The 25,748-nt window shown below is 70.4% G+C and carries 22 protein-coding genes; 11 read left to right on the plus strand and 11 right to left on the minus strand.

All coding sequences use genetic code 11. The features are described 5' to 3' along the window. The first annotated feature begins 99 nt into the window (after positions 1 to 99). Genes AB0K00_RS34140 through AB0K00_RS34150 form a run of 3 tightly spaced genes read left to right on the plus strand, consistent with a single transcriptional unit; the run spans position 100 to position 3,747 of the window. The gene (locus tag AB0K00_RS34140; RefSeq protein ID WP_363529023.1) at positions 100 to 666 is read left to right on the plus strand and encodes a hypothetical protein; all 567 of its coding nucleotides are present in this window, start codon (positions 100 to 102) and stop codon (positions 664 to 666) included. Positions 667 to 670: 4 nt separating this feature from the next. Beyond that, positions 671 to 2,029 (plus strand): hypothetical protein, encoded by a 1,359-nt coding sequence (locus tag AB0K00_RS34145; protein ID WP_363529025.1) that lies wholly within the window; start codon positions 671 to 673, stop codon positions 2,027 to 2,029. Between the two features lie 5 nt (positions 2,030 to 2,034). After that, positions 2,035 to 3,747, plus strand: coding sequence for a S8 family serine peptidase (locus AB0K00_RS34150; RefSeq protein WP_363529028.1), 1,713 nt, complete (start codon positions 2,035 to 2,037; stop codon positions 3,745 to 3,747). A gap of 428 nt (positions 3,748 to 4,175) precedes the next feature. Here AB0K00_RS34150 and mycP read toward each other — a convergent pair whose 3' ends face one another. Together mycP and AB0K00_RS34160 are read right to left on the minus strand one after the other, a co-directional pair. Then, positions 4,176 to 5,519 (minus strand): type VII secretion-associated serine protease mycosin, encoded by a 1,344-nt coding sequence (mycP, locus tag AB0K00_RS34155; RefSeq protein WP_363529031.1) that lies wholly within the window; start codon positions 5,517 to 5,519, stop codon positions 4,176 to 4,178. Between the two features lie 55 nt (positions 5,520 to 5,574). After that, positions 5,575 to 6,591: an alcohol dehydrogenase catalytic domain-containing protein gene (locus AB0K00_RS34160; RefSeq protein ID WP_363529034.1), complete on the minus strand. Its 1,017-nt coding sequence runs from the start codon at positions 6,589 to 6,591 to the stop codon at positions 5,575 to 5,577. A gap of 28 nt (positions 6,592 to 6,619) precedes the next feature. Between AB0K00_RS34160 and AB0K00_RS34165 the strand changes: the two genes are divergently transcribed. Together AB0K00_RS34165 and AB0K00_RS34170 are read left to right on the plus strand one after the other, a co-directional pair. Then, positions 6,620 to 8,338 (plus strand): IlvD/Edd family dehydratase, encoded by a 1,719-nt coding sequence (locus tag AB0K00_RS34165; RefSeq protein ID WP_363529037.1) that lies wholly within the window; start codon positions 6,620 to 6,622, stop codon positions 8,336 to 8,338. Positions 8,339 to 8,562: 224 nt separating this feature from the next. After that, positions 8,563 to 9,087, plus strand: coding sequence for a DUF5666 domain-containing protein (locus AB0K00_RS34170; RefSeq protein ID WP_363529040.1), 525 nt, complete (start codon positions 8,563 to 8,565; stop codon positions 9,085 to 9,087). Between the two features lie 177 nt (positions 9,088 to 9,264). Here AB0K00_RS34170 and AB0K00_RS34175 read toward each other — a convergent pair whose 3' ends face one another. After that, positions 9,265 to 10,998, minus strand: a complete 1,734-nt coding sequence (locus AB0K00_RS34175) for a GUN4 domain-containing protein (RefSeq protein WP_363529042.1) — start codon at positions 10,996 to 10,998, stop codon at positions 9,265 to 9,267. A 257-nt stretch (positions 10,999 to 11,255) separates the two neighbouring features. After that, a complete protein-coding gene (locus tag AB0K00_RS34180) occupies positions 11,256 to 12,125 on the minus strand; it encodes an AraC family transcriptional regulator (protein WP_363529045.1) in 870 nt (289 codons plus the stop codon). Between the two features lie 206 nt (positions 12,126 to 12,331). Here AB0K00_RS34180 and AB0K00_RS34185 point away from each other — a divergent pair, with 206 nt between their 5' ends. Next, a complete protein-coding gene (locus AB0K00_RS34185; RefSeq protein ID WP_363529048.1) occupies positions 12,332 to 12,613 on the plus strand; it encodes an antibiotic biosynthesis monooxygenase in 282 nt (93 codons plus the stop codon). Between the two features lie 295 nt (positions 12,614 to 12,908). Here AB0K00_RS34185 and AB0K00_RS34190 read toward each other — a convergent pair whose 3' ends face one another. Next, entirely contained in the window at positions 12,909 to 13,094 is a 186-nt protein-coding gene (locus AB0K00_RS34190; RefSeq protein ID WP_363529051.1) for a hypothetical protein, read from the minus strand. A 114-nt stretch (positions 13,095 to 13,208) separates the two neighbouring features. Between AB0K00_RS34190 and AB0K00_RS34195 the strand changes: the two genes are divergently transcribed. Next, the gene (locus AB0K00_RS34195; RefSeq protein ID WP_363529054.1) at positions 13,209 to 17,135 is read left to right on the plus strand and encodes a HEAT repeat domain-containing protein; all 3,927 of its coding nucleotides are present in this window, start codon (positions 13,209 to 13,211) and stop codon (positions 17,133 to 17,135) included. 101 nt (positions 17,136 to 17,236) lie between these two features. Further along, positions 17,237 to 17,818, plus strand: a complete 582-nt coding sequence (locus AB0K00_RS34200; RefSeq protein WP_363529057.1) for a GNAT family N-acetyltransferase — start codon at positions 17,237 to 17,239, stop codon at positions 17,816 to 17,818. Here AB0K00_RS34200 and AB0K00_RS34205 read toward each other — a convergent pair. After that, complete coding sequence (locus AB0K00_RS34205) at positions 17,805 to 18,764, minus strand: NADP-dependent oxidoreductase (protein WP_363529230.1); 960 nt, start codon at positions 18,762 to 18,764, stop codon at positions 17,805 to 17,807. The genes AB0K00_RS34200 and AB0K00_RS34205 overlap by 14 nt on opposite strands. Before the next feature lie 97 nt (positions 18,765 to 18,861). Here AB0K00_RS34205 and AB0K00_RS34210 point away from each other — a divergent pair, with 97 nt between their 5' ends. Further along, entirely contained in the window at positions 18,862 to 19,434 is a 573-nt protein-coding gene (locus tag AB0K00_RS34210; RefSeq protein WP_363529060.1) for a helix-turn-helix domain-containing protein, read from the plus strand. A 102-nt stretch (positions 19,435 to 19,536) separates the two neighbouring features. On the opposite strand, the gene AB0K00_RS34215 is transcribed toward AB0K00_RS34210, so the two are convergent. Then, positions 19,537 to 20,115 (minus strand): NUDIX domain-containing protein, encoded by a 579-nt coding sequence (locus AB0K00_RS34215; protein ID WP_363529063.1) that lies wholly within the window; start codon positions 20,113 to 20,115, stop codon positions 19,537 to 19,539. 279 nt (positions 20,116 to 20,394) lie between these two features. On the opposite strand from AB0K00_RS34215, the gene AB0K00_RS34220 reads away from it, so the two are divergent. After that, positions 20,395 to 20,616, plus strand: coding sequence for a hypothetical protein (locus AB0K00_RS34220; RefSeq protein WP_363529066.1), 222 nt, complete (start codon positions 20,395 to 20,397; stop codon positions 20,614 to 20,616). Positions 20,617 to 20,640: 24 nt separating this feature from the next. Here the strand turns inward: AB0K00_RS34220 and AB0K00_RS34225 are convergent, their stop codons facing one another. Then, positions 20,641 to 21,087, minus strand: coding sequence for an NUDIX hydrolase (locus tag AB0K00_RS34225; protein ID WP_363529069.1), 447 nt, complete (start codon positions 21,085 to 21,087; stop codon positions 20,641 to 20,643). Between the two features lie 61 nt (positions 21,088 to 21,148). On the opposite strand from AB0K00_RS34225, the gene AB0K00_RS34230 reads away from it, so the two are divergent. Further along, positions 21,149 to 21,775 carry a histidine phosphatase family protein gene (locus AB0K00_RS34230; protein ID WP_363529072.1) on the plus strand — a complete coding sequence of 209 codons (627 nt, stop codon included), beginning with the start codon at positions 21,149 to 21,151 and terminating at the stop codon, positions 21,773 to 21,775. Positions 21,776 to 21,788: 13 nt separating this feature from the next. Here AB0K00_RS34230 and AB0K00_RS34235 read toward each other — a convergent pair whose 3' ends face one another. From AB0K00_RS34235 to AB0K00_RS34245, 3 genes are read right to left on the minus strand one after another with little or no spacing between them, the layout of a single operon-like run. Continuing rightward, a complete protein-coding gene (locus AB0K00_RS34235) occupies positions 21,789 to 24,194 on the minus strand; it encodes a hypothetical protein (RefSeq protein ID WP_363529074.1) in 2,406 nt (801 codons plus the stop codon). A gap of 27 nt (positions 24,195 to 24,221) precedes the next feature. Further along, on the minus strand, positions 24,222 to 24,572 hold the full coding sequence (locus AB0K00_RS34240; protein WP_363529077.1) for a hypothetical protein: 351 nt from the start codon (positions 24,570 to 24,572) through the stop codon (positions 24,222 to 24,224). After that, positions 24,569 to 25,717: a hypothetical protein gene (locus tag AB0K00_RS34245; protein WP_363529080.1), complete on the minus strand. Its 1,149-nt coding sequence runs from the start codon at positions 25,715 to 25,717 to the stop codon at positions 24,569 to 24,571. The genes AB0K00_RS34240 and AB0K00_RS34245 overlap by 4 nt, the downstream gene beginning before the upstream one ends. Positions 25,718 to 25,748 lie beyond the last annotated feature (31 nt).

Here is a 25,748-nt window from a genome sequence, read left to right on the forward strand (position 1 = left end):
GTTGGGCCTCCGGGGGGGGGGCCCCCCCCCGCGGCCCCCCCCCGAGCCCGTCTCCCGGGCCGTGCCGGCGCGGTCCGCACGCACGAGAGGAAAGGCGCCATGGGGGAGCCACCCGCACTGCCCAAAGACTCCGAGGTCGATGCCGAGCAGATCGACAAGCTGCCCGCGCTGCTCAAGACCCTCCAGGGTTACGTGGAGACGTACTGCATCGGGCAGATGACGAACATCCGCGAGCACCTGGACATGTCCGGCCTCAACATGGAGGACGTCGACATGAAGCTCAACGGGCAGGCGACACCCTTCGGCGGCTTCTACAGCGCGTTCGGCATGCAGGCGAAGGCCGACGGGGCCTACAAGTCGGTGAACAAGTCCCTGCACGAGCTCGCGAAGCACCTCGGCAAGATGGTCGGACCGACGGAGCAGATCGCGAAGAACTACCGCACCGCCGAGGAGCGCAACCGGGCCGACATGGCCTCCATCAAGAAGCTGCTCGACGAGGGCAAGTACGTGCCGGTCGACCAGACCGCGGTGGACAACCGCAACGACACGGACCCGGCGGCGCAGGACCCGCACACCATCACCGAGCACAACAAGACCACGACCTTGGCGCCCGCCGCGTTCGACGGCCAGCAGCACGGCTCCGGCACCCAGACCACGGAGGCGTAGGGACATGGGCGACGAGACCGACCCGGGCAGCTACGTCGACAAGCAGTACACGGAGCCGACGAAGTCCCAGGACGGCGGCTGGTTCGGCGACTCCTACGCCAACGAGGGCGACCCGTCCTGGGAAGACGTCATCGCGATGGTCGTCATCCCGGGCAGCCCGGCGCGCATCAAGCAGGCCGCGGACGAGTGGACCGCGCTGCTGAGCCGGCTCGGCGAGGTCGAGCGGGTCCTCAAGGCCGTCAAGTCGGACCTGGAGACCTGGAAGGGTGCCGGCGGTGAGCAGTACCGCAGCCATCTCGACACGATGGTCACCAGCATCCAGAAGGTCATCGACGACAACACGAACCTCCCGCACTACCTGCACCTGGCGGCCGGTGACCTGGAGAAGGCGATCGCGAAGATCCCGATCCCGGACGACATGATCCACGAGGTGATGGCGGCCAAGCAGGGCTACATCGACAGCGGCATGATCTCCGACACGTGGGGTCCGAACGCGATCTACCAGCACCTGCTGCCGGTGTACGGGAACAAGTGGTTCGACGAGGCGCGCGAGTTCTTCACCTGGGACTGGGCCTCCAACAAGCTGCGGGACTGGATCTCCGACCAGGACAACAAGGCCAAGGAGGCCTACCACCAGCTGGCCAAGGAACACGTCAACACGATGGCGCAGATTCCCGGCAGCGACCCCGTGGCCTTCCAGGACCCGCGCGTGCCCCTCACCCCGGACGACTTCGGCGGCCCCGGCGGCGGCCCAGGTGGTGGCGGCATGCCCAAGACGAAGATGCCCGGCGTCGACCCCAAGCTCGGCGGCGACCCCAAGCTCGACGACCTGGGCAACCCGCCCGGCTCCAACGTGACCGACCCCAACCTGACCAACCCCGGCGGCGGCTACGACCCGGACGACATGCCCGGCAGCGGCCTCGCGGGCGCGGGCGGCGGCCTCGTCGGCGCCGGCCCGGGCGCCGGCGGTCTCGGCGCGGGCGCAGGCCTCGGCGGCATCGGCCCCGGTAGTGGCAGCGGCCTCGGCGCCGGCGGTCTCGGCGCGGGCGGTCTCGGCCGCGGCGGCGGCGTCGGCGGGGGCATGGGCGCGGGCATGATGCCCGGCATGGGCGTGGGTGGCGCAGGAGCCGGCCGTGGCGCCGGCCGCGGCGTCACCGGAGCCGGCGCCGGCAAGGGCGGCGTGCGCGGTGCCGGCGCGGGCGCCGGAAGAGGCGGCGCCGCGGGCGGCCTCCGTGGAGGAATGATGCCGGGGGCCGGCGGCGCCCACGGCGGTGGAGAGGGCGAGGACCACACGACGTGGCTCCAAGAGGACGACGACCCGTGGGGCTCCGACAGCGAAGCGCCACCTTCGGTGCTCGGCTGATCCCCGTGCCCGATCGCAACGCATCGGCGCAGGCCGGCCGGACCCACCGGCCGGCCACCCGCTTCGCACGGCGCATGACCGCCACGGTCGTTGCCGGGATCCTGCTCGGCGTCTCCGGCGGCGTCGCCGCGGGCCTGGTCGCGCCGCAGGCCGCGCACGCCGACTCGGTCCGCGAGCGGCAGTGGTGGATCGGCCCGCTCAAGCTGGCGCAGGCGCAGAAGGTCACGCAGGGCGAGGGCGTCACCGTCGCGATCATCGACTCCGGCGTCGACGCGACCCAGCCCGACCTCAACGGCGCCGTGCTCGCCGGCACCGGCATGCTGGGCAGCACCAGCGCCAAGGGCTGGGACGACCCGAACGGTCACGGCACCAACATGGCCGGGATCATCGCGGCCCGCGGCGGCAGCAGCAACATGCAGATGCTCGGCATCGCGCCGAAGTCGAAGGTCCTGCCGATCGCGCTCCCGGTCCCGTTCGCCGGCAGCATCAGCGAACCCATCCACTACGCGGTGGAGCACGGCGCGAAGATCATCAACATGTCGTTCGGCGGCAAGGGCGACCTCGTCCGGGACGAGGCCGACGCGATCACCTGGGCCCGGTCCAAGGGCGTCATCCTCGTCGCCGCCGGCGGCAACGCCACCCAGGGCGACGACCACGTCCCGCACCCCGGCAGCTACCCCGGCGTCATCACCGTCAACGGCACCGACCGCGACGGCAACCTGTGGAGCGGCGCGCTGCAGGACGACACCATCGAGATCGCCGCGCCGGCCCAGGACATCATCAGCACCGTGCCCAAGTCGTTCGCCGCCTCCGGCTTCGCCACCGGCTCCGGCACCAGCAGCGCCACCGCGATGGTCTCCGGCACCCTCGCCCTGATCTGGTCGAAGTACCCGAAGCTCGACGCGGCCAACGTCGTCAACCGCCTCTTCAAGACCGCCATCGACAAGGGCCCGGCCGGCCGCGACGACCGGTTCGGCTGGGGCCTCATCGACCCCTTGGCCGCCGTCACCGCCGACGTACCGGCCGTCACCGCCGACCCACTCGGCCCGATCGCCGCCGGGACGGCCAGCGCCAAGCCGGGGACCACCGGCGACGCCGGGTCAGGCCCCGGCTCCGGGGACGACGACTTCGGCACCCCGGCGATCCGCACGGCCATCGTCGCCGGTGTCGCCCTGGTCGGCCTCACCGTCGTGATCCTCGCCATCGTGCTGCCGATCCGAGCGATGAACCGCCGCCGCGAACGCACCGCTGCGGCGGCCCGTGCCGGGTTCGGCCCGCCGCCCGGGTTCGGCCCGCCGCCTGGCCCACCAGGCCCGCCCGGGTACCCACCACCGGGCCCGCCGGGCTATCCGCCGGCCGGGTATCCGCAGTCTGGGTACCCGACGGGGCCCGTCACCGGCCAGCAACCGCCGACTGGGCAGTTCCAGGCCGGTGCTCCGCCGACTGGGCAGTTCCCGGGCGGCAACCCGACCGGGCAGTTCCAGGCCGGTGGTCCGCCGACCGGGCAGTTCCCGGGGAGTGCTCCGCCGACGAGCCCGACCGGGTTCCGCCCGGGCGGCACCGCACAGTTCCCGGCAACCGGCCAGCCACCACCGCCCGGTCACCCGCCGGCCGGCACTGCCGCGTTCCCGGCAACTGGGACGCAGCCTCCGGCCGCTCCTCAGCCACCCCGGCCCCCGCAGTGGGAGCCACCGTCGAGCCCGCAGGACCGGCGCTAGCACGCAACGCGGTTGCGGCGGCGGGCCCGGCTGACTGGGGGCTCCCGTCGCCGCTGCCGGCCTCGCTGCCCGCTCCTGCGAGCCCGACCGGGTTCCGCCCGGGTGGCACGGCACAGTTCCCGGCAACCGGCCAGCCACCACCGCCCGGTTACCCGCCGGCCGGCACTGCCGCGTTCCCGGCGACCGGGACGCAGCCTCCGGCCGCTCCTCAGCCACCCCGGCCCCCGCAGTGGGAGCCACCGTCGAGCCCGCAGGACCGGCGCTAGCACGCAAATCCGAACCGGTTCCAGGTGTGACACGCCATCGGTCCGCGACACGCCGGGGGAAGTAGCTTGCGCCTCGGACGGTTGAACGGTCTCGGTGCGACAGCCGGGCGGCGCGACAGGCTCGCGGCGACGGCTCGGCAGCGACCGTTCAGCCGCGACCGTTCAGCGGTTGTCGCCGCCGGTGCTCGATGTCGGCATGGTCATCCGCCGGGAGGCGTTGGCCATGCCGCGCGAGGATGGGCTGCGGTGGACCGTTGGGGGACGTACGTTCAGCGGGCCGTTGGCCGTCGGCTCGAACTGGTCGCGGCCCCGTGCTGGCCTGCGGGCGAGTGCGGCCACCGGCACGCCGCGCTGCCTGCGGCGGGCGCGCTGCACGAGCAGGCCCGACCAGATGAGCGCCGCGACGAGCACCGCACCGAACGCGGTCCAGATCGCCGGCAGCTGCGACTCGGACTTCTTGCCGCCGGTGTCGGGGGCGAGCCCGACCTGGGGTGCCGCGGCCGCCGCGTCAGGGTCCAGGAGTGCCGCGACTGCCCGGTAGGGGTTGACGGTGCCGTAACCGACCTGCGCGTTGCGGCCGTTCGGCGGGTGGTCGGCGGTGGCCGTGATCCGGTCCGCGATCTGCTGCGGCGACAGGTCCGGATAGTAGGCGCGCAGCAGGGCGGCGGTGCCGGCGACGTACGGCGCGGCGAAGCTCGTCCCGCCGCCGGAGCGCAGGCCGAAGCCGCCGCCCTGCGGTGCCGGGCCCTGGATGCGGACGCCGGGCGCGGCGACGTCGACGTAGTCGCCGGACGTCGACGTGGTGACGTGCTTGTCCTGCTCGTCGACGCCGGCGACCGCGATCACGCCGTCATACGCCGCCGGGTATGCGGGCTGGTTGGCGTTCTGCGTGGCGCCGTCGTTGCCGGCCGCGGCGACCACGATGACGTTGCGGCTCAACGCCCGGCTCACCGACGCGGCGAGCTTCGGGGTCGGCTGCGTCACCAGCGAAAGGTTGATCACGCCCGCGTCGTGGTCGACGGCGTAGTCGATGGCGGTGGCGATCGTGTTCGGCAGGTTCTGGTCGAACGACTTCTGGTCGTCCTCCATGACGCGGATCGGCAGGATCTTCGCGCCCGGCGCAACACCGTAGAACCCGGCGCCCGGCAGGCGCAGGCCGGCGATGATCCCCGCGACGAACGTGCCGTGCGCCGCCTGGTCACAGTCGCCGACGCCGGTGGTCTGCACGAAGTCCTTGCCCGGCAGGACCTGGTCCTTCAGCGACGGGTGGATCGTGGACACCCCGGAGTCGATGACGGCGACGATGACCCCGTCGCCCTTCGTCATCGGCCACGCCAGCTCAGGATGCAGCCGGGCCAGGGGCCACGGGGTCTCGGTCAGCTTGTCGGTGAAGGTCGGCCCGCACGCCGACGGCGCCGCGACGGCCTGACCGGGCACCGCGAGGAACGCGCAGGCGGCGAACAACCCGGCGACCGCCTGAGCACCGATCCGTCGAATGTGCCGCACGTGCGACAGGGTATCGCGCGCCCCGATCCGGCGGGGCCCTGGACAGCGGGGGCGTTCACGGGATCGACGGGTCGATGTGGACCTTCGGGGCGGCGCCCCACGCGGCCGGGCGCGGGCCGGACAGCGCCGACGCCGCCTCCGACAGCCCGATCGTCGCCGCCACGAGGGGGCGCGGGTCGACGGCACCGGAGGCGTACAGCTCGACCGTACCGGCGAGACCACCCGACGCGCTGAGGACACCGACCGCGGTCACGTCCTTGAGTGCCAGGCTCCGTGAGTCGAGCAGGCTCGGCGTCCCCGACAGCCCGATGAACACCACCCGCCGGCCAGGTTCGACGAGCTCGAGGGCCGCCGCCGGTGACGTCGCCGCGTTCGAGGCGTCGATGACCGCGTCCCACCGCAGCGGCGGCAGCGTCTGCGCGGTCCAGACGGCACCGCAGCCGAGCCCACGGGCGAACCCGACCGACGCCGGCGTCACGCCCAGCAGGTGCACCTCGACGCCCTGCGCGGCCGCGATCTGCGCGACGAGCAGCCCGATCGTGCCGGGCCCGAGGACCAGCAGCCGCTCGCCGGGGCGCAGCGCGGCGCCGCGGACCGCGCGCAGTGCGTTGCCGCCGGGCTCGACGAGCGCGCCGAGGGTCGGGTCGACCGACGGCGGCAGGGCGTGCAGCGCGGTCGCGGGCACCAGGAGCCGCTCGGCAAGGGCGCCGGGCCACCCATGGCGGATGCCTATCTCGTGTCGCGTCGCGCACAGGTGCTGGCGATTGGTCGTACACCTGGCGCAGCGGCCACACCCGAGCATGGTGTCGCCCGTGACCCGGCGGCCGACCCACCCCGCGTCGACGCCGGGTCCTGCGTCGCGGACCACGCCCGACCACTCGTGCCCGATCCTGATCGGATATTCCGCCTGGCCGTCGTGCAGGTAGGACATCTCGCCGGTGAAGAACTCGACGTCCGTGCCGCACACGCCGGCCCGCTCCACGTCGACGACGACCTGACCAGGGCCGGCAACCGGCTCGGCGACGTCCTGGACCTCAGCCCGGTTGGGGCCGATGATGACGAATGCGCGCACGGGCACCATCTTCCGGGAAGCAGGTCCGATGTCAGAACTGCGCAGTGCCGAGTGGTACGCGGGCGACGACCGCAACGCCTACATCCACCGCGCCTGGATGCGCCGCGGACTCCCCGACGACGCGCTCGACGGCAGCCGCCCGCAGATCGCCATCGCCAACACCGCCTCGGACCTGACCCCCTGCAACCGCCACCTCGACGAGGTCGCCGAGCACGTCAAACGCGGCGTCTGGGAGGCCGGCGGGGTCCCGCACAACCTGCCGGTCGTGTCGCTGGGCGAGACGCAGGTCCGCCCGACCGCGATGCTGTGGCGCAACATGGCCGCGATGGCGATCGAGGAGATGCTGCGCGCCAACCCGATCGACGGCGTCGTCCTGCTCGGCGGCTGCGACAAGACGATCCCGGCGCTGCTCATGGCCGCCGCGTCGGTCGACCTGCCCGCCGTCGTCGTGCCCGGCGGCCCCATGCTCACCGGCACGTTCCGGGGCGTGCCGCTGGGCTGCGGCACCGACGTGTGGCGGCTGTCGGAGGAGGTACGCGCCGGCACCCTCACCGAGCAGGCCTTCCTGGACTCGGAGTCCTCGATGATCCGCAGCCGTGGACACTGCAACACGATGGGCACCGCCTCGACGATGGGCCTGCTCGCGGAGGCCCTCGGGATGACGCTTCCCGGCACGGCTGGTGTACCGGCCGCCGACAGCCGCCTCCTCGCCCGAGCGCACGCGACCGGCGCCCTCGCCGTCGACCTGGTCCGCGCCGACCGCCGCCCCAGCACCGTCATGACCGCGGCGTCGATGCACAACGCGATCGTCACGCTCGCCGCGACGGGTGGGTCGACCAACGCTGTGGTGCACCTCCTCGCCATTGCCGGGCGGCTCGGTGTCCCGCTGACGCTCGACGACTTCGACCGGATCGGTGCGGGGGTGCCGCTGCTCGTGGACCTGCAGCCCGCCGGGCGGTATCTGATGGAGGATCTGTACCGGGCCGGTGGCCTCGCCGCGGTGCTGCGTGAGGTGCAGGATCTGCTGGATCCTGCTGCGCTCACGGTGACCGGCGCGCCGCTTGTCTCGTCGCTGGCCGGGGCGGAGATTTGGGATAATTCGGTTATTCGGTCCCGGTCGTCGCCGGTGCAGCCGCACGCCGGGATCGCCGTGCTGCGCGGGAATCTCGCGCCCGCCGGGGCCATCATCAAACCCGCCGCCGCGACGCCCGCCCTGCTGCAGCACCGCGGCCCGGCCCTCGTCTTCGACTCCATTGAGGACTTCCACGCCCGCATCGACGATCCCGCTCTGGATGTCGATGCGTCGTCGGTACTGGTGCTGCGCGGCTGTGGCCCGAAGGGGTACCCCGGCATGCCCGAGGTGTCCAACATGCCGCTGCCGGAGAAGCTCCTGCGCGCCGGGGTCCGCGACATGGTCCGCATCTGCGACGGCCGTATGAGCGGCACCGCCTACGGCACGGTCGTGCTGCACGTCGCACCCGAGGCGGCGGCCGGCGGCCCGCTCGACCGCATCCGGACCGGCGACATGGTCGTGCTGGACGTGGCCAGCCGTTCGCTCACCGTCGACGTGCCGCAGGCCGAGTTCGACGCCCGGCCGCCGTCGCAGGCGCTGCTTGACGGGCTCGCCCGCCCGCGCCGCGGCTGGGAACGCCTCTACGTCGACACCGTCCTCGGCGCCGACACCGGCGCCGACTGCGACTTCCTGCTCGGCTCCTCAGGTCCACGGGTAAGCCGCGAGTCGCACTGACACCCGCCGTCGACGCCGCCTGCGGAACTCACAGGCAACCTGAATGTTCGTGGCACGCTGCGCACAGGTGTCGGCGCCACGCTCGTGCGATGACCGAACCTAGCTCCAGTGCCGCTGTCCCCTGGGCGGATCCGTCGCCTCCACCTCCGCCTCTACTTCCGTCGCCGCCTTCGTCGCCGCCTTTGTTGCCGCTGACTGCCCGGCCGTCGCGGTGGAAGGTCGGCGTGGTTGCCGCGGTGTCGGCGGTGATCGTCGTCGGCGGCGGGGTGGCGGTGGCCAACGCCGCTACGTCTTCGGCAAAGCAGCAGGGCCCGGGCGGCTACGGCCGTCCTGGCTATGGCGGCGGGCCGGGCGGCGGCCCGGGTGGCGTCCCCGGCGCGGGCGGCGTTCGTGGGGGAGCGGAGCTGTCGCGTGCGCTGCACGGCGAGTTCGTGGTGAAGGACAGCAGCGGCAAGTACGTCACCCAGCGCCTCCAGTCCGGCACCGTCACCGCCGTCAGCGCCACCTCGATCACCGCGAAGAGCGAGGACGGCTACGAGTCCACGTTCACCGTCGATGCCACCACGAAGGTCAACGGCGGCAACTCGAAGATCGCCGACGTGAAGACCGGCGACACGGTCACCGTGGTGGGCCTCGTGTCGGGCTCGACGGTGACCGCCACCACGATCACTGACGCGAAGCTGCGCCCATCCACCGGCGCTGGCAGGCCTACGGCACGTCCCACCGGCAGCCAGCGCCCGACCCGCTGACACCCACACACCCCGGCGGATCCGGCCGCCCCACGCCCCCGGATCCGCCGGCCACCCTCGCCATCATGATTCGGTTGCCCCGAACCGCCTGATGCCCGCACTTCAGATCCTGGAGGCGTGGCCTGACGAGCGCCGTGGTCAGCAGCACGTGGTGGTCACAACGCTGAGCAGCGTTTGCTACTCGGCGAGGCGCCGGAGCAGCGTCGCGCGCGTGTAGGCCCACACGGCCGAAAGGAACGAGGCTTTCGACGAGAACAGACTACGAACCGGCGCCTCGCTCAGGCGTCCGCCGAGCGGTCGTATTCGCCCGTGGCCCGCGCCGACCAGGGCTTCGGCAACATGAGCCCGTTCCAGCCGGAGGTATTCGCGCCAGGTGAACGGCTCCGGTATCGGCGCGCTGTGGGCCAGGTTCACCGTCGCGCTGTCGCGTGCCTGGCGGATCACGGCACCCGGCAACACGACCCACCCGGCCAGCGCATGTCCGTAGGAGCCGGCGGTGAGCCGCCAAGGCGGTTCGATGCCGCCGGCTGGGCCGAGGATGGGCAGATGGCCGGGCGGCGCCGCGGAGGTCCACCGGGCCTCGGTGTAATACACCCAGTGCCCGCGCGGGTGCCAGCCGACCCGGTTGGCGAATGCGGTGGTATCCCAGGCGCCCAGCTCGGCCGCTTCGAGCTGGGCCAGGAACCCGAACCGCCCGGCGCTGTGCCGACGCCAGCATTCGTCGATGTCCAGCAGGTCGTCGACCGAGGTCGCCGCGACGTCGTCCGGGCTGAGCAGGTGGGTGTGGATGGACTGCGGGTCACGGCCGGCCGACTGCAGCACCAGGCGCAGTGTCTCCCGGTCGGCGTCGCGGAGCCGGCCGTGTCTGATCAGGTCGTCGAGTTTGTCGAGATTCAGCGCGGACGTCGACGACGCCGGGCGCTGCCGACGTCTCCTGCTGATCCGGCGGCGCAGCGGCCTGGTGAACAGGGCGGTGTCGCCGGTGTGGACCGCCGCATGGGACAGGTTCGCGAACAGCATTGCCGCGGACAGGTCGTCTTGGACCTCCTGGCTGTGGCCGTGCAGGTCGGCGATGTCGGCGTGGTGCAGCAGTTGCGGTGCGAGGAGCAGGCCCTCCACCAGCTCCGCCGGTTCGGCCATGATGGTCGGGGACTGGCGCCAGTTGATGTTGAGATCGCGGGAGCGGGACAGGACACGCTTGGCCAGCGGGCTGTTCAGTTCGGCGAGTGTGCGTGGCCGCGAAGGGGGCGTCATGAGATCGACGAACGCGGCCGTGAGCAGGCCCAGGCCACGCTCGTGATCCTCGAAGGACAGCTGCCCCTCTGGACAGCCCGAGATCACCACGGTTCCGGATGGTTTCGCGTCGATCAGCGCGCGCAAGGCGTTGGCGAAGTCGAGATCGGCGGAGCGTCCGCGGGTGGATGGCCGGCTGCGGCACGCGTCGAGCAGCATGATGATGTTGGGTTTGTCCCGGGGCGGCCGATGCTGGGGCGCTCCCACCGGCGCGCGCAGGCGGTCGATGACCTCACTGACGACGACGCTGCTGCGCAGACGCGAGCCGGATTCCCAGTAGGTGTCGTGCACGAGCAGGTGGCCCCGGCCGTCGAGATCGATCAGGCCGTGACCGCTGAAGCAGAACCAGACCCGGTCGCCGGCGTCGAGCTGGGGGAACTGTTGCGGCAGGTCGGTGACGACGCCCATGACGGCCGCGCGGGTGGCGTCGTCCCCGATGAGCACCTTGATGCGATCGGCGGCCAGCCCCAGGTGCCCGAACAGCTTGGCCAGCGCCACGGCGTCCGCTTCCGCGCACGACAGGACGCTGGTTGCCATGGTGGCGTTGCGGTTGACGCCGACGATGACGGCGACATCGCGGGAGCGCGGAACCGGCGTCGACGCCTCGTTCACCGGCACCGCCCCACGCGACGATCGTCAGTGACGCTCGGCACGGTCACTGGTCGAACTGCTGATCGGAGAACGGACCGCTCACCGCCGGGCCTCCTGTACATCGCGCCAGATGCCGAACGCGCTTCCTCTGCGACGTTCTGACGGACGGCACCTTGCCGATGTGCGGGCGTTCACGTTGCGGATCCGGCCCGGCTTCCCAGCCCGGTAACGGGGGAGGCGGCCGGGCCGGATCCTCGATGCCGGCTAGATTCCCGCAGGGTCCGTCACGTCGGTTCGACGGGCAGCCACAGCTCGCAGGTCGCGGTGCTGAAGTCGTCCGCGCGCTCCAGGACCGCAACGATCGAGGGGCCTGGCCGCAGACGCCACGGGTTGGAGGGGAACCACTCGGTCGCGGTCGCGGCCCAGGTCTGCTGCAGAGCCTGCGGGTAGGGCCCTGCGGTGCGGAAGACCGCCCACATACCGGCCGGTACCTCGATGGCGTGGAGGTCGTCGGGGGCCGGTGTGTCCCGAGAGACGGCGACCCCGTGCAGGTAGGTGAGTGCGCTGCCCTCGGTGGCGTCGGGGTCGAGGTCGTCGCTGACTTGCAGCAGGCCCGCCGGCTCGGTGTCGCTGAGCGTCTTCAGCCGGACATGCTCCTCCTGCGGCAGTGCGGTGATGAGGTGCTGGATGTGCGGGTTGATGCCGTGGTGGATCAGCGGAACCCGGGCTGCGTATCCGACGAGCCGGAATGCGGGGCGGTCGATGATGCGGGTGTCCATGGGGATGCTCCCTTCGACGGTCAGGCGGAACCTGATTTGCGGTTGTGTGCGAAGAGGGCCTCCGTCGCGGCGTACGTCACCGGGGCCGGCGCCGTGAACCGCCCGGAACGCACGTCCGAACGCCTCGGTTGAGCCGTATCCGTGCCGGACGGCGATGCTCAGCAGATCGTCCTCACCCCGCACGACGGCGGCAGCCGCGACGGTCATGCGGCGTCGGCGCACATACTCCGACAGCGGCATGCCGGCCAGCGACGAGAACATCCGGCGCAGGTGGTATTCGGTCGTGCCGAGCGCCCTGGCCAATCCGTTGACGTCGAACTCCTCTGTGAGATGCTCCTCGACAAGGTCGACAAGCCGGTTGAGTGCCGAGATCACGAGCCCTCCTTTCAACGTCAACCCTGGCCGAAGACACCTCGCCCGCGCCCGACCGCTGTGGCCCGATCCGATCATGTGCCTGCTGTACGGGCACGTGGATGCCGTGACTTGGCGGCACACTGCAACGTGAGACGGCCTACGGGATGTGTGGGGTGAGAGGCAGGTACGGCATGATCGCCCGGACGTGGCGGGGATGGGCTTCGACCGTGACCGCTGATGACTACCAGTACCACTACGAAACCGATGTCGCTGAACACCTGCAGCAGGTTGCGGGTTTCTGCGGTGCGCGGCTGCTGCGCCGCAACGACGGCGACGAGGTGTTGTTCACGTCCATCACGTTCTTCACGAGCATGGACGATGTGCGTGCGTTTGCCGGCGAGGACCCGGAACGGGCCGTCGTGGAAGACGCCGCCCGCCGGGTGCTGACGCGTTGGGACGAGCGCGTCACCCACGACGACGTCACCGTTGCCCTGCCGGCGACCAGCTGAACATGACCGTCACGGTCTGCCGCTCGCCGAGATCACGTACCCGGATCTGCCGCCGAGCGAGCGCGCCGCCGTTCAGGAGAAGCGGTCGGCGTCCCGAGCGGCTCGGATGATCCATTGTCGCCGATCGGTTGATTTCGCGTTGCGTGACTCAACACGCCACAGGGCTCGCGGTACCGTCAGCCCGGACGGCGCTGCGCCGCGGCCTGTTGTGCACAGACCACGGCGCAGCAGATGGTGCTGGTCGCGTTGGTTGACGGAGTTGTGTGGCGGGCCGAGAGGCCGGCGCTGACTGGGGCTACCGCGAGTGGGTCCACCACCAGATCAGTGCGGTGACGGCTGTTTGGCCGAGGGCGGTCCCGGTGCCGGTGAGGATGCCGTAGGTGACGAGCCGGACGAGCCGGCGGGCCGTGCGGCTGCGGGTGCGAGTCGGTGAGCGGTGGGCTGTGGTGTCGGCGGATGCGCCGCGGCGGAAGAGGTTCATGCGATCAGGTTCTGGCGGTGCAGGTCCGGTCCTGTCCGGCCGGACCTGGCCGGACGTCGGACGGCGTGCTGGTGAACGGTGGCGGGGTGTTTCGTCGATGGAGGTGGGTTGCCGATGACGGCTCGCGATCCGATTCCCGAGACGAGGGCTGCGATCCGGCGGCTTGTTGCGGACGTCGGCGGTCCCGGGCTGGATAGCTTGTTGCGACACGTTCCTGCGGATGAGGACGGGAAGCCCACTGTGGCCCGTTCGACGCTGGGTGATCTGTTGACCGGGCCGGCCGCCAAGCCGCGGGTGCCTTTATGGAGGAGCGTCGCGGCGGCGGTCGGGGCGTGCGAGACGTACCACAGGACGCATGCCGGGCGTGCCGCGCACGAGGCGATGGTGCGGGGCGGCCGGTTCGATCTGGCCGTGTGGCAGGTCATGTTCGCTGGGGAGACCGGAGCTGCCGCTGGTCGGGAGTCGGAGGTTTCTACCGCGTGGCTGGAGTATTTGTCTCGGGTGCGGGACCGGTATGGGCGGGTGGATCTGGAGATTCTGACGCCGTTGACCGAGCAGGGCGAGCACCCGGTGATGCTGCTGGAGCAGATCTTCATGCCGCAACGGGTGCGGGCTGACCTACCGCCGGTCGAGGTGCCGCGGGAGGTGTGGCAGCGGCTGGCTGACGCCGGGCTTGCTGACGCTGACAGCCTGCCCGAACAGCTCGACCGAGACAAGCTCAAGGCGCAGTTGGACGCCTATCGCACCCGGCCCACGCGTGCGGTCCTGGATGTGATCAGCGATCCGGGCGAGCGGAAACTCGTGGTGCTCGGCGATCCTGGCGCGGGCAAGTCGACCTTGGCCAGATTTCTCCTGCTCGCTCTGGCAGATGCGTCGGGCCAGCGTCCGGCCAGCGGAACCGCCATGGCACCTGACCTCCGGACACCCGGGGGTCAGGTGACCGGGTCCGGGTTGTCGCGGCTGTCCGGATGGCTCCCCGTGCTCGTGGAGCTGCGAACGTACGCCGACATGCAGTGGCGTTCGGGCCCATCCGCGACATTCTTCGACCTGCTCGATCATCTGCATCGTACCCAGCATGTGGGGTTGCCCAGGAACGTCCTGGAGCCGCTGCTCGACGCGGGCCGGCCGATCCTGGTCGTGTTCGACGGTCTCGATGAGGTGTTCGACTCGAGACAGCGGGCGGAGATCACTGCACAGATCGAAGGGTTCGCTGCCAAGTACCCTCGCGTCCGGGTGGTGGTTACCTCCCGGGTAGTCGGCTATCAGCGGGCGATGCTTGACGCTGCCGGGTTCACGCATTGGATGTTGCAAGACCTCGACCGGGAGCAGATCGGCGGTTTCACCGCCTGTTGGTACACCCGCTCGTGTCCCACCGACCCGGCGCAGGCCACCCGGCTGCAGCATCGGCTGCTCGCCGCGATCGACGCTTCGACCGCTGTGGCCGAGCTGGCTGGCAATCCGATGCTGTTGACCATCTTGGCGATCATCGGTCGCCGTCGGGAACTGCCCCGTGACCGGCGGAGCGTGTACGAACACGCGGTCACCGTGCTGATCGAGCACTGGGACGTCAACCGGCAGTTGCGCGACAAGCAGCTCGACATCGACTACCTCGACGCGCAGGACAAGCTCGAACTGCTCCATTTGGTCGCCCGGCATATGCAGGACGGCCCAGCCGGTCTTGCCGGCAACCACATCCCCGGCCCGATACTGAAGGTCTTGTTCCGCCAGTATCTGGAGGCCCGGTTCGCGCTGACGCCTGATCGATCCATCCCAGCGGCCCGAACCATCCTGGCCAAGTTCCAAGAACGCGACTTCATCCTCGCCAGGTTCGGATCAGAGGTGTACGGATTCGTGCATCGCGCGTTCCTCGAGTACCTCGCCGCCGGTGATCTCGCCCGGCGCCTGACCAGTTTCGACATCGACGCGGCAACCGTAGTAGGCACCTACGACCGGCACTGGCCCGAAGCCGCCTGGACCGAAGTCCTGCTCCTGCTCACCGGCATGATCCCCGAAAAGGTCGCGGTCCTCGCGATCCGCCAGCTCTTGCGCGCCGATCCGCGCTGGAGGGTCCGTCGACGGCTACCCCGGCACCTCCTCATCGCGCTGCAAGCGACCACCGAGATCCGTAAGACGACCATCCTGACCCCATTGGCGCCCGATCTGACCAACGCGCTGATCACCCTGCTGGAAGAAGTTGCCCTCCGCGACGGCACAACTCAGAACGACGAGCTGTCATCTGCCGTCGAGCGTCTAGCGCCTTACCTCCTACGAACCGTCAGCCCGGCCTGGATCGACATAGACCGGTACCACGTCTGGCACCGATCCACTGGCAATCGACTCACCAGCGGCCAACGCTATCTTGCTGCGCGAACCGCAGCAGCCATCCACATCCAACTGACCGGACGCGCGCTCACGGACCTGCAGCAGAAGCTGACCGATCGAAACTGGGCGACCCGCGAAGCTGCGGTCCAGGCCATCGCCAGTGGCTGGCCCGGCCACGCCGACACCCTCATCTGGCTCCGCGACCGCGCCACCACCGACGACAACTGGGACGTCCGCCAGGCCGCGGTTCAGGCGATCGCTACCGGCTGGCCAGAGCACCCGGACACCCTCACCTGGCTTCGTGACCGCGCCACCACCGACGACGACAACGACGTCCGCCAGGCCGCGGTCCAGGTCATCGCCAGCGGCTGGCCCGGCAATCCCGATACCCTCACCTTCCTCCGCGACCGCGCCACCACTGACGACAACTGGGCCGTCCGCCAGGCCGCGGTCCAGGCCATCGCTACCGGCTGGCCCGAGGACCCGGACACCCTTACCTGGCTTCGTGACCGCGCCACCATCGACGACGACAACGACGTCCGCCGGGCCGCGGTCCAGGCCATCGCTTCCGGCTGGCCAGAGCACCCGGACACCCTTACCTGGCTCCGTGACCGCGCCACCACCGACGACAACTGGGCCGTCCGCCGGGCTGCGGTCGGGGCCGTTGCCAGCGGCTGGCCCGGCCACTCCGACACCCTTACCTGGCTCCGTGACCGCGCCACCATCGACGACGACAACGACGTCCGCCGGGCCGCGGTTGGGGCCGTTGCCAGCGGCTGGCCCGAGGACCCGGACACCCTCAGCTGGCTCCGTGACCGCGCCACCACCGACGACGACTGGGCCGTCCGTCGGGCCGCGGTCCAGGCCGTCGCTTCCGGCTGGCCCGAGCACCCGGCCACCCTCAGCTGGCTCCGTGACCGGGCCACCACCGACGACAACGAGGTCGTCCGCCAGGCTGCGGTCGGGGCCGTTGCCAGCGGCTGGCCAGAACACTCCGACACCCTCACCTGGCTCCGTACCCGCGCCACCACCGACGACAACGACGACGTCCGTCGGGCCGCGGTCGGGGCCGTTGCCAGCGGCTGGCCAGAACACTCCGACACCCTCATCTGGCTCCGCGACCGCGCCACCACCGACGACAACGACGACGTCCGCCAGGTCGTGGTTCAGGTCATCGCCAGGGGCTGGTCGGAGCATCCCGACACCCTCACTTGGCTCCGTGACCGCGCCACCATCGACGACGACTGGGCCGTCCGCCGGGGCGCGGTCGGGGCCGTCGCTTCCGGCTGGCCCGAGCACCCGGCCACCCTCAGCTGGCTCCGTGACCGCGCCACCACCGACGACAACTGGGCCGTCCGCCAGGCTGCGGTCGGGGCCGTTGCCAGCTGCTGGCCAGAACACTCCGACACCCTCATCTGGCTTCGTGACCGCGCCACCATCGACGACAACGACGACGTCCGTCGGGCCGCGGTCCAGGCCGTCGCCAGCGGCTGGCCCGGCAATCCCGACACCCTCACCTTCCTCCGTGACCGCGCCACCACCGACGACAGCTGGGCCGTCCGCCAGGCCGCGGTCCGGGCCGTCGTCAGCGGCTGGCCCGAGGACCCGGACACCCTCATCTGGCTTCGTGACCGCGCCACCACCGACGACAACAACGACGTCCGCCAGGCCGCGGTCCAGGCCACTCGACGCCTTGATAGGCACGGGATCGTTGGCTGAAGCCGGCGAAACGTTCCGCGTCCGCTGTGACTCCGACAAACCCGTTGCGAGTGGCCGGCATCCGACGTCTGCTTGTGCGGCCACCAGTCACGGGAGGGAACATGACGCGCATCTCGCTGCCCACTCCTACGCTGCACACCGCTCGCCTTCGACTGCGTCCCTTCGACGACGCGGATGCGAACGACCTCTTCGCGCTGCACAGCAGCGCCCACGTGCTGCGGTACTGGGACGCGCCGCCGTGGAGCGAACGCGGGCGTGCCGAGCGGTTCATCACGGCTTGCCGGCAGATGGCGGAGGAGGGCACCGGGGCACGGCTGGCCGTGGATCGTGTCTCCGACGGGGCGTTCATCGGCTGGTGCAGCTTGAACCGGTGGAATCCGGACTACCGCAGCGCGTCGCTGGGCTACTGCTTCGGCGATGCCGCGTGGGGTCATGGCTACGCGACGGAGGCCGCGCGCGCTTTGCTGCGGTGGGCATTCGACATGCTGGACCTGAATCGCGTCCAGGCTGAGACCGATACGCGCAACGTGGCATCTGCCCGCGTGCTGGAGAAACTCGGGTTCGTGCGCGAAGGGACGTTGCGGGAAGACTGCGTGGTGAACGGCGAGGTCTCCGACTCGTGGGTCTACGGGCTGATCAGACGAGAATGGCGGCCGCAGACAGCTGGAGTTAGAGGTCGATGACGACCTTGCCGTGTACGTGCCGGCCGGCTTGAAGCTCGACCGCGGCGCGGATCTGTTCGACCGGAACGCTTGCCCCGATGGGCACACGGAGCTGGCCCGCCGCGACCAGGCGTGCAATCTCCTCGATGGCGCCAGGGGCGGCGTTGGCGCCGTTGGCCGGTGTGATGCCGTCGACCTGTGCAGCGATGGTGGTGATGCGCGTGTCCGGAACACCAAGGTCTCGTGCCGCCTGCGCCGTCTCCGTCCCGTACAGGTCGATGGCCGCAGTGACGCCGGCGGGAGCCAGTGCACGGAGCCGGTCGACCAGGCCGTCGCCATAAGCGACCGGCTCGGCCCCGAGTGCGCGCAGGGCATCGGCCGACGCCGCCGATCCCGTCCCGATCACCCGCGCGCCTGCGAGACGAGCGAGCTGCACGGCGAAAACGCCGACCCCGCCTCCCGCACCACCGATGAGCACCGTGTCACCCGGGCCGGGCTTGACCACGGCGAGCGCGGCGGCGGCTGTGCACCCCCCGATTGCAAGGACGGCGGCTGTGCGGTCGTCGACGCCGTCAGGGGTACGGTGCGCGTCACCGCCGACCGCGATGGTCCCTGCCACGTCGATGACTACGTGGTCGGCGACCGCGCGGGAGAGGGCGCCGCCGAACACCCGGTCGCCGGCCGCGAACTCGGTCACGCCGGCACCGACCTGGTCCACAACCCCGGCATAGTCGGTTCCGAACCCGCACGGCAGGCTCAAGCCGAATCGAGCGGCGGTCTCTGCGTCGGAGGTCATGACCCAGTCCATCGGGTTCAGTCCAGCCGCGGTGACTCGCACCCGAATCTGCCCAGAACCGGCCTGCGGTGCGGGTACCTCACGAAGGGACAGGACCTCGGGACCACCGAATGACTCGAGCTGGACCGCTCGGCTCGTGGTCGTCGACGGGTTGACACTCGGTTGTTGCATGCTCACTTGTCTCCTGTGGCGGCGAACGAAGGCAACGCAAACCGGACTATGCTCCGGTTATCAGAGGCACCGTACCATAATCGGAGCGTGATCCGTTTTGGCAGAGTCGGAAACTCGCGGGCTGCGAGCGGATGCGGCACGCAACCGCGACCAGCTCCTCGAAGTCGCGACCCGCGTGTTCGTGTCTGCCGACACCGAACCGTCAATGCGTGCGATCGCACGCGAGGCGGGGGTCGGCATCGCCACGCTCTACCGGCACTTCCCGACCCGCGAGTCCCTCGTCGACGCGGTCTACCGCGATCAGGTCGCGCGGCTCACCGACGGCGCCCGTGAGCTGCTCGCCCAGCTTCCCCCGCCCGCGGCGCTGCGACGCTGGATGGAGCTGTTCGGCGACTGGATCGCGACCAAGAACGGCATGCTCGACACGCTGCTCGCAATGATCGAATCAGGCGAAATCGCCCATGCCCGGACCCAGACCGAACTGCTCGCGGCCATCGACGAAATCCTCAACGCCGGCCGTGTGACGGGCGAACTCCGCGCCGACGTCACCGCCGAAGACATCGCTGCCAGCCTCATCGGCATCTTCACCGTGGCCCGCCCGCCCGAACACGAGGCCAGGGCAGGCCGCCTGCTGAACATCCTGATGGACGGCCTTCGACCTCCACCCTGAACCACCGCCGACGCCGAGCGGATACGCAGCGGCATCCGCTCAAGTAGCCGCGAGGTGCGCGCTACCCAGCGTGACGGCGGACTCTGTCTGGCGCAATTTCGATCAAAGTGCGGCGAGCTTGGCGAGCATGCGCCCCATGTGGGGATCGAGCGTCTTCGGATCGGCGTCGCTGACTTCCTGGGGAGTCCACCATCGGATCCCACGGAACTCGTCCGGGTCGGGGGTGAACACCTGATCGCGGCTGCTGGTCAGAACGAACCACAGGCTCACATCGGTGTGCCGTTGCTCCAACGTGCCGACAGTGTCCGTGACGGTAAGGAAGAGGGGACGTTCACCAAGCTCGGGGAGGAACACGGCCGGGACGCCAAGTTCCTCCATTACTTCGCGCCGTACGGTCTGTACCGGGTGCTCGCCGGGCTCGACGTGACCGCCGGCGGGTAGCCACAGGCCGGCTTTGATGTGGTCGACCAGGACGACGCTTCCATCCTGATCGTCGCGCAGGAGAAAGTAGGCGACCAGGTGCGGTGAGGGGGTCCGCGGCTTCGCACGGCGGAACACGTCGTCGGTCTCGCGCAGCCAGGCAAGGCACTCCGAACGGTGGCGAGCCTCAAGGTCATCAAAGGGCTGCAACCTGTCGATGAGTGCGTAGATCTCGTCGAAGAGCCCGGCCGCCGCCTGCATCAGCTCAGTCTTCCATCCAGCGCTCAAACCATCCACATCTGCCGCTGGTCGCGCTGGGGACCCTCTTCAGGCGGCCCGTCCTCCAGGGTGTCGCAGCCCGGATTGCCGTAAAGATCACGCTTCAGTAGCTACTTAGCGTTATGTTGCTGATACTTAGAGCAGGTCGTCGTCATCGGTCACGGCTTCGCACCCCACTCGACGGTCAAAATCGCGATCTACTCGGCCCCGGCGCTGCTGGCCACCGCCGTCGCCGACGAAGACGGCGACGTGAACCAACCGGTGACTGTCCCGAACAGCCTGACGTCCGGCCAGCACACCGTGGTCGCACTCGGCGTCGACCAGTTGGGCGTGACCCACACCCTGGCGTTCACGGTGACCATCCAGCCGACGACCGGCAGCCTCCCGGTGACTGGCCTGGCCATGACCTGGATCGTGCTCGCCGCCGTTACCTCGATCCTGACCGGCGCCACGCTGACGACCAGCGGCCGTCGGCGCTGCTGACCGCGCCGGAGCGCGTTCAGCGGGTCAAGGACCGGCCCGTTCACCGGTCCGGCTTCGTCCGGCGAGTACCTCGGTGAACATCGCGAGGTAGCTGCCGTGCGCAAGGCGTAGCTCAGCGAGCCCGGTCTCGTCGAACCAGGCGATGGCGTCATGCTCGTCCGGCGCGGCATTGACCGGAGTGCCAACCCAAGTGTCGAGAAGCCAGATCTGCATGGCGAATGTGTCGGCATAGATCTCGTGCATCGGCGGGCCGGACGGTTCCGCGACGGCGATCCCCAGTTCCTCCCGTAGCTCACGCGCAAGCGCGGCGCTGGCGAGTTCGCCGTCTTCGACATGACCGCCGGGCAGGTCCCACACGTCGGGACTCCAGCGGCGGCCAGCGGATCTGTGGCACAACAACAGCCGGTTGCCGTCGCGCAGGAGGCCCGTGACGATTTGGGCTCGAGCAGAACTGTCCACGGAGATCGCCATAGCTGCATTCTTGCTCCTGTACGGGCCATCGAGGCAACGGAGAATGCGGCAGGATCAGGCGGTGCTGACCCGACTGCTCTTCGTCCGCCACGGCGAGTCCGTGCACACCGTCGAGGGCTTCATCGGCGGGCCGCGGGCCTGCCGGGGCCTCACTGATCGTGGACACGAGCAGGCCGGCGCCATCGCCCGATCGCTCGTCGGAGAACTGCAGACCACCCGACCCGTGGCGGTCTACTCCTCGACGCTGCGCCGCGCGACCGAGACCGCGACCACGATCGCCGCCGCGCTGGACGTCCCATCCGATCAGGACTGCCGCTTGTGCACGTGGCACGTGCCCGACTACGCCGACGGCCTCACCCACGCGGAACTGCGCGAGCACTCGATCACCGGCGGCGGGGTGTTCCGACCGTTCGAGCGGGACAACGAGACCTGGGCGGAGCTGGTCACCCGTGGCTGCCGGGCTGTCCTCGACATTGCCGAGCGGCATCAAGGCTCGACCGTCATCCTCGTCGGGCACTCCGAGACCGTGGAGGTGTCGTTCCATGCGCTCGGACTGCTGCCGCTGTACCGCTCGTTCGACCTCACCGTCGCGCCGGCCTCGGTCACCGAATGGCAGACCAACGAGACACCGACCGCCTGGCCGCCGCCGCGGTGGACGTTGACCCGGTTCAACCAGACCGCAGCGTAGGCCCCTGCCGTCGTCACCCTCCACGGCGCCGGGTGGTCCTGTCGCCGGGTGCGGCGGTCGCAAGGACTTCGTCGGCGATGGCCGTTACGACAGATGGATGGCGGTGCGGGAGCAGGTCGACATATGCCGACCACGGCCCTGTGCACAGCGCCGCGCCGACGAGGTGAGGGGTCCGGTCCGGTGGTGCCGCGTCCGCGAGGGCGACCAGCACCCGCGCCGACCGGCCCGGGTCGGGGATCGCGCGGCTGAGCGCCTCGGCGTGATCCGGTCTTCCGATCGCGATCGCGAAGCGGGCGACGGCCACGAGCGCGTTGGAGCGGGCATGGTCGTTCGCGATGCCATGGGCGAAGGCTTCCGCGAGCGCGGCCGACGTGTGCATCCGGTCGTCCGCGCCGCACCGCTGATAGATCTCTGCCGCCATCAGGTACGCCTGAGCCGGCCAGTACAGCTCCTCCGTCGCAATGGCCAGGCCAGTGATGTCACCGGCGAGGCCTTCTGCGCGGGCCGTGTCACCACGTTCGACGGCCGCCAGCGCGATCTCCGACAGCGCCGCGCACCGATGCTGGTCGTTCTCGATGGTGGAGACGAGGCTGGTGGCGCGGTCGAGGTCGCCTACGGCAGCGAACGTCCTGACCACCGTGACGCGCTCGTCATCCAGTTCCAGGCCGTCAATCTCGATCCGGTCAAGGAGCGTCCGGGCCCGGGCGATGTCACCGGCGGACACGTACGCGACGGCGACGGCGGCCAGGGATTCGGCGTCGGTACCGGCCTGCTGTTCGGCATCGCGCAGCAGGTCTCCGGCACGCTGCGGATCGTCGGCGGCGATGGACGTGAGGGCCTGCGTCTGCCAGTACGGCCCGAGCGCGGCGCGGGCGACCGACTCCCGGCGCGCCGGATCGCCGCTCGTCGCCACTTGGGTGGCTCTGCCGACGGCCAGCTCCCGCCGGCCCCCGATGACGATCAGCGTGGCGACGGTCAATGACCGGTCGAGGTCCCCGGTGGCGGCGACCGCCTCGGTCAGGGCGACGAGCCCCAGCTCCCGGTCGGTCGACGGGGCGACGCTGTCGTCGGTCCACGCGGCACGTTCGGCCTCGTACATGAGCGCGGTCGCGTGTCCGGTGTCGCCGGCCTCCGCAACGGCCCGCGCGACCCCGGCGAGCGCTTCTGCCCGGTCGCGGGCACGGGGCATGGCGCAGATCAGCGCGACACCGCTGCCCGCGCGTCCGGCCCGCGCCAGGGCGACCCCGACGTCCTTGACCGCGGCGCCGGACGGGCCGAGGGCGGTCACCGCCTCGTCGAGCAGCGCGGTGGCGCTTTCCAGGTCACCCACCCCGATCAACTCGTGGGCCACGTCCGCGAGGGCCTGAGCACGCTGGTCGGCGTCGGGGACCGACCGGGCGATGTCCCCGGCCTGCAGCGGGTCTCCACCGGCGGCGGTCGCCCCCGCGACCTCGGCCAGAGCCATCTCCCCGAAGTACCCGTCGATGCGCGCGGCGAGGGCCGCCGCCCGGTCCGTTTCGCCGGACCGCGCGGCGGCACGGGCGACGTAGTAGAGGGCCGCCTGCGCGTTCCAGTCGTCGGCCGGCTCGATGCCGCGCGCGATCGCCTCGGCCTCGTCGAGGTCGCCCACGGTCGCCAGGGCAAACGCGATCGAGGACAAGGCACCCGGGCGGGAAATGGTCTCGGGGATGGCGTCGGCGAAGCTCCTGGCTCGGCGGATCATGCCCCGGGCGCGGTCCAGGCAGCCCGCGTCCGCCGCGACGCGGGCCGCATGCGCGAGACTGGAGACCTGGGAGACCGGCCACTGTTCCAGCGTGGACAGCCGCTCCGCCTCCGCGAACAGCGCATCGACCTCCGCCTGGTCCACGAGGCCGACAGCGGCGGCGGCGACCTCGAGCACGGCGTTGCGGCGGCGGTCGCGGTCGGTCACCGCCCACGCCCCAGCGACCGCTTCGGCGATCATGGCTTTCGCGCGGTCCGGCCGGCCGGTCTCCGCCATGACCCCGGCGAGCTTCGCCAGGTCGGCCGGCATCGGCTCGGCCCGCCGGCCTGCGCAGATGATCGCCTCGGCGCGGTCGACGTTGCCGAGTCGGAGCCACATCGCCGGGATGCTGGCCGGCAGGTACGGGCGGCTTGCGAGCAGCGCTTCTCGATGGACCGCGACCCTGGCGATCGGGCCGAGGTCGACGGGGTGCTGGCCGAGCAGCAGCTGTTGCGTCGCGGTCGTCTCCGTCAGCGCGGCACCGATGCCGCCGGTGTGCTCGCGCAGACGCCGGTGACGGTCGCTGTCGGTGGCACAGACGACCATCCGCTCCAGATCGTTCGTCCTGTGGAGCAGTTCGAAGTAGCCCTGGAGCAGGTCCTCGGGTGTGTCGTCGGGCCAACCGCGGTCGCGGTAGCTGCCGGCACGGGCATGCATGGCGGCCCCCTTCGTATCAACCACCACTCATCCGTGAGTCGGCGGCGGCTCAGGCGAATCCCAGATCCGTTCGAACGTGTCGGCCACCTCGGGCAGATTCCACACCACCCGACGGCCGTCCTCGACCGATTCGATCTCATCGGCCAGGGGACCGGAGACGACGAATTCGTGGGGGATCACCCGGCCGGCCGCGTCTTCGCGGTCCAGTGGGTCCGGGAAACGCAGCGCTACCCTCGCGCCGGCCCGGTGGCAGATCTCCGTGTCATCCCCCGCCCCTGCGAAGGCATCCTCGTATTCCAGCAGCGGATCCTTCAATCCGCCCTTGAGGAGGAACCGGAACCCCCAGGTCCGCCCGCGAGTGGCCCAGATGATGCTCATCGACGGCTCCGGAGCAGGACATGCTCCCGTTCGCCCAGGTCCAGGTCCATCCGGAAGCCGGACAATGTGGCGGCAAGGTGATCATGTCGGGTCAGCGCTTCGGAGTTGATTCTCCGGAGTTTGTCCCCGGCCAGTTTGGCCGCCTCGTTCACGAGATCGGGATTGACGAAACTCAGCAGATTCTCGATCGGTGCAGGCAACCAGCTCTTGCGTGAGATCAGCGCGGCGGCCAGCATTCCGGCGCTGCTCAGCAGATTCTCGGCCACCTTCCGGGGGAGCTGCATCGCCTGGTGCCACTGGACGTGCCGCACGAACGGGAGCATGGCAGCCATCGGCAGGATCAGGTCCAGGCCGATGCGCTCGGTCACCTTGATCTTGCCGGTCTCGAACTTCGCGGACGAGAGCAGCACGAAGTCCTCACCCACGGACAGCGCGTCGCTCGCTTCCACCAGCCCGGCGATCACTTTGCGCAGTTCGTCCAGGTCGTCGCCAGCCTTGTCGGTGAGGAGATCCCGGAACTCGTACACGTCCATGTCCGGGAGGAGATCGGCCTTGGACAGCGCCATCACCCAGATCCGCGGGAACTCGACGAGCGGCTTGCCGTCCTCCAGCAGCTCATCTTTGATCGACAGCAGTCCGGTGCGGAAATTTGCCAGCAGCGACTTGAGGTACCGCTCCTCCTCGCCGGCGTTGTCCAGCAGCTTCTGCGCGTCCACCAGCAGAAAGGCGACATCCGAGCCCAGCAGCGACCGGAACGTGCCGACCCGGCGCTGGGCCTCCTCCGGCCCGTCCACCGCCTGCTCGAACCACTCACCCGGGTAGTCGTGCCAGATGACGCGCAGCGCGTCGAACGGCCTTGCCTTCACCGCGCCGTCGGAGGAATCCCGCAGCTTGACGGAGAAGGCGTAGGACGTGGCGGTGAACCGGGTCTGCGCGGGGCGCCGCGCCGAGTTCTTCATGCCGAGGTAGTTCTGATGTAACCGGGTGTGCTGGCCGACGTCATCCGCCACCACGTCGAACAGATTTTTCTGCAGGTAATGGGCCTCCTGCGTGGCGCCGTAGAACGAGGAGAGCAGGACGGTCTTGCCGCTGCCGCTCTCACCGAACACTGCAATGTGCTGATCCAGCACTCTCTTCGGTGGCATGTGGGGATGGTACGGAAGCCGCCACCCCCGG

Source organism: Dactylosporangium sp. NPDC049525 (assembly GCF_040676755.1).
In the GTDB taxonomy this organism is placed as follows: domain Bacteria; phylum Actinomycetota; class Actinomycetes; order Mycobacteriales; family Micromonosporaceae; genus Dactylosporangium.

What these genes read in the sequence shown, in the direction of transcription:
- AB0K00_RS34140 (WP_363529023.1), top strand. Translation starts at nt 100, where the DNA reads ATGGGGGAGCCACCCGCACTGCCCAAAGACTCCGAGGTCGATGCCGAG.
- AB0K00_RS34145 (WP_363529025.1), top strand. Translation starts at nt 671, where the DNA reads ATGGGCGACGAGACCGACCCGGGCAGCTACGTCGACAAGCAGTACACG.
- AB0K00_RS34165 (WP_363529037.1), top strand. Translation starts at nt 6,620, where the DNA reads ATGTCAGAACTGCGCAGTGCCGAGTGGTACGCGGGCGACGACCGCAAC.
- AB0K00_RS34190 (WP_363529051.1), bottom strand. Translation starts at nt 13,094, where the DNA reads ATGAACCTCTTCCGCCGCGGCGCATCCGCCGACACCACAGCCCACCGC.
- AB0K00_RS34195 (WP_363529054.1), top strand. Translation starts at nt 13,209, where the DNA reads ATGACGGCTCGCGATCCGATTCCCGAGACGAGGGCTGCGATCCGGCGG.
- AB0K00_RS34200 (WP_363529057.1), top strand. Translation starts at nt 17,237, where the DNA reads ATGACGCGCATCTCGCTGCCCACTCCTACGCTGCACACCGCTCGCCTT.
- AB0K00_RS34205 (WP_363529230.1), bottom strand. Translation starts at nt 18,764, where the DNA reads ATGCAACAACCGAGTGTCAACCCGTCGACGACCACGAGCCGAGCGGTC.
- AB0K00_RS34215 (WP_363529063.1), bottom strand. Translation starts at nt 20,115, where the DNA reads ATGCAGGCGGCGGCCGGGCTCTTCGACGAGATCTACGCACTCATCGAC.
- AB0K00_RS34225 (WP_363529069.1), bottom strand. Translation starts at nt 21,087, where the DNA reads ATGGCGATCTCCGTGGACAGTTCTGCTCGAGCCCAAATCGTCACGGGC.
- AB0K00_RS34235 (WP_363529074.1), bottom strand. Translation starts at nt 24,194, where the DNA reads ATGCATGCCCGTGCCGGCAGCTACCGCGACCGCGGTTGGCCCGACGAC.
- AB0K00_RS34240 (WP_363529077.1), bottom strand. Translation starts at nt 24,572, where the DNA reads ATGAGCATCATCTGGGCCACTCGCGGGCGGACCTGGGGGTTCCGGTTC.
- AB0K00_RS34245 (WP_363529080.1), bottom strand. Translation starts at nt 25,717, where the DNA reads ATGCCACCGAAGAGAGTGCTGGATCAGCACATTGCAGTGTTCGGTGAG.